At 77.6% G+C, this 2872-nt stretch carries 2 protein-coding genes; both read left to right on the plus strand.

Annotated features, from left to right (window positions below):
• Positions 1-151: 151 nt before the first annotated feature.
• Positions 152-1534, plus strand: a complete 1383-nt coding sequence (locus tag EAO77_RS35165) for a bifunctional transcriptional activator/DNA repair enzyme AdaA (RefSeq protein WP_147992387.1) — start codon at positions 152-154, stop codon at positions 1532-1534.
• Between the two features lie 569 nt (positions 1535-2103).
• Entirely contained in the window at positions 2104-2640 is a 537-nt protein-coding gene (locus EAO77_RS35170) for a DoxX family protein (protein ID WP_147992388.1), read from the plus strand.
• Positions 2641-2872: the final 232 nt, after the last annotated feature.

Here is a 2872-nt window from a genome sequence, read left to right on the forward strand (position 1 = left end):
CTCGCATACTGGGCGTATGACCGTCGAGGACACCCGAGTCGAGGACAGCCGGTACGAGGCCGTGACCAGCCGGGACGCGCCCCGTCGCGCCTGCGGCCGTGGTGTCCGAATCCCGCCAGCCGCGGCGGTCCGCCGCTCGCATACTGGGCGTATGACCGTCGAGGACACCCGAGTCGAGGACAGCCGGTACGAGGCCGTGACCAGCCGGGACGCCCGGTTCGACGGCGTGTTCTTCTTCGCCGTCTCCACCACCGGGATCTACTGCCGGCCGAGCTGTCCCGCCGTCACACCCAAGCGCCGCAACGTGACCTTCTACCGCACCGCGGCGGCCGCGCAGGGCGCCGGGTACCGGGCCTGCCGGCGCTGCCGGCCGGACGCCGTGCCGGGCTCCGCGGAGTGGAACGTCCGCGCGGACGTCGTGGGCCGCGCCATGCGGCTGATCGGGGACGGCGTGGTCGACCGCGAGGGCGTGTCCGGTCTCGCCACCCGGCTCGGCTACAGCGCCCGCCAGATCCAGCGTCAGCTCAACGCCGAACTCGGTGCCGGCCCGATCGCCCTCGCCCGCGCCCAGCGCGGCCACACCGCAAGGATCCTGCTCCAGACGACCACGCTCCAGGCGGCGGAGATCGCCTTCGCCTCCGGGTTCGCCAGCGTGCGGCAGTTCAACGACACCATCCGGGAGATCTACGCCGCCACCCCCAGCGAACTGCGCTCCTCGCGCGGCGGCCGCCCCGGTGCCCACGACGGCGCCGCCGGTGTGCCGCTGCGTCTCGCCCACCGGGGCCCGTACGCGCACACCGCGATGTTCGACCTGCTGGCCGCCGGCGCGCTGCCGGGGGTGGAGGAGGTCACCGGCCCTCCGGGCAGGCGCGTCTACCGCCGCACCCTCGCCCTGCCCGCCGGTCCCGCCGTGGCCGAGGTCCACGAACGGCCCGGCGGCAGCTGGCTGGACTGCCGGCTCCACCTGACCGACCTGCGCGACCTCACCACCGCGACCCAGCGGATGCGCCGCCTGCTCGACCTCGACGCCGACCCGGTCGCGGTCGCCGAGCGCCTCGGATCCGACCCGCTCCTCGCGCCGCTCGTCGCGGCCCGTCCGGGGCTCCGGGTGCCCGGTACGGCGGACCCGCACGAGACCGCCCTGCGCATCGCGGCCGGCGCACACGCCGCGGAGCTGGCCGCCGTCCACGGCGAGGACCTGCCGGGCCGCGGCACCGGCCCGGCCCGCCTCTTCCCGGACGCGGCCCGCCTGACCGAGGCGGGCCCGCCCGCCGTGCGCGCGCTCGCCACCGCGCTCGTCGTCGGCGACATCCGCCTGGACCCCGGTGCCGACCGCGGGGACACCGAGCGCCGCCTGTCCGCCCTGCCCGGCATCGGCGCCGCGAAGGCCGCCCTCATCCGCCGCCACGCCCTCGGCGACCCCGACGTCCTGTTGCCCGGCGAGGGGGCGGTCCCGCCGGCCGCGGCGCCGGAACGCTGGCGCCCCTGGCGTTCCTACGCCGCGGCCCACCTCGCCCACGCCACGCCCCGATGAGCCGCCGCCGCACGAGGACCGACGTCGCCCGAGAGACCGAGCCGCACCGGGGGACACCCGGACCCGGCCCGACGGGACGCCCGTCGTGCCACGTCGCGGCGGGCCCGGGGCGCACCTGCCGGTGGGCCGGCGGGAGGAGTCCCGGCACGTTCACCCCCCCGTGCTCGGAACGGCCCCGCACACCGACCCACTTGCCGCGCTCGGGCAGCGGCAGCCCGGGTTCGGCGGCCTTCTGCCGCTCCGCGGACGTGTGCGTGAGCAAGACGAGCAACTCCTTCTCCGGCGCGGGCCGGACGGCGCGCACCACGGTGTGGACGGCTGGGTCCTGGCGAGGGTCCGCACCGCCCGCTCCGGGATCCGGCGGCCGGTGACGCGGCGGAACGGCTCCCGCAGGCGCCGTCGGGCGTCCGGGGCGGCGAAGACGGCCGCCCGGTCCGGCGGGGGCCGCGCGGTGGGGCCGCCACACGGGCGTTTCACCTCGTTCGGCCCAGTAACGCAGCGGGTGCGACCGCGCGGCGGTCGACAGTGGATGACGTCATCCGACCACCGCCCGCCCCCCGGGAGCACCCATGACGACCATCCTCCGACGCGACATCGGCCTGCTCGCCCTGCGGGTCGGCACCGGCGCGGTGCTCGCCGCCCACGGCACGCAGAAGCTCTTCGGCTGGTTCGGCGGAGGGGGCCTGGAGGGCACCACCAAGGGGATGGAGGCGATGGGGTTCCACCCGCCCAAGCAGAGCGCGCTCGCCGCCGGTCTCGCCGAGACCGGTTCCGGCGTCCTGCTCATGCTCGGGCTCGCGACGCCCCTGGCGGGCGCGGCGGCGGCCGGGAACATGGCGGGCGCGGTGTCCGTGCACGCGCCCGCGGGGTTCTTCGCCCAGTCGGGCGGCTTCGAGTACCCGGCGTACCTCGGCTTCACGGCCGCAGGCGTCGGCCTCGTCGGCCCCGGCCGCTACTCCCTCGACCACGCGACCTCGCACCGCTTCGACCAGCCCTGGGTCCTCGCCGCCGCCTTCGTCGCGAGCGCGGTGGCCGCGGCGGCCATCGTCGGCAAGCGCGTCCGCGACCAGGGCGACGAGGAGTCAGAGGCCACCGAGGAGGAGTGACGCCTCGCCGGGGCCCCCGAACGGGCGGCACCCGCCCCCGCGGCGCGGCACGCACCGTGTCCCCGCCGGGGCGCCACGGCCGGGAGGCCCGGGCTGCACGCACCCTGCCCCCGCGTCAAGCTGGCGACCGTCGGCGAACTGGTCTCCGCGGCGAAGGGACCGTGGCGCCTGACCCGCTGACCCGCACCGGGCGGCGTGGGCGCCCGGCTGGGCCGGCCGGCGGCCACGGGGC

The organism is Streptomyces sp. T39 (assembly GCF_008042045.1).
Taxonomy (GTDB): domain Bacteria; phylum Actinomycetota; class Actinomycetes; order Streptomycetales; family Streptomycetaceae; genus Streptomyces.

Bases quoted from the DNA above. Each gene is read 5' to 3' on its own strand.
- EAO77_RS35165 (WP_147992387.1), top strand. From the start codon at position 152: ATGACCGTCGAGGACACCCGAGTCGAGGACAGCCGGTACGAGGCCGTG.
- EAO77_RS35170 (WP_147992388.1), top strand. From the start codon at position 2,104: ATGACGACCATCCTCCGACGCGACATCGGCCTGCTCGCCCTGCGGGTC.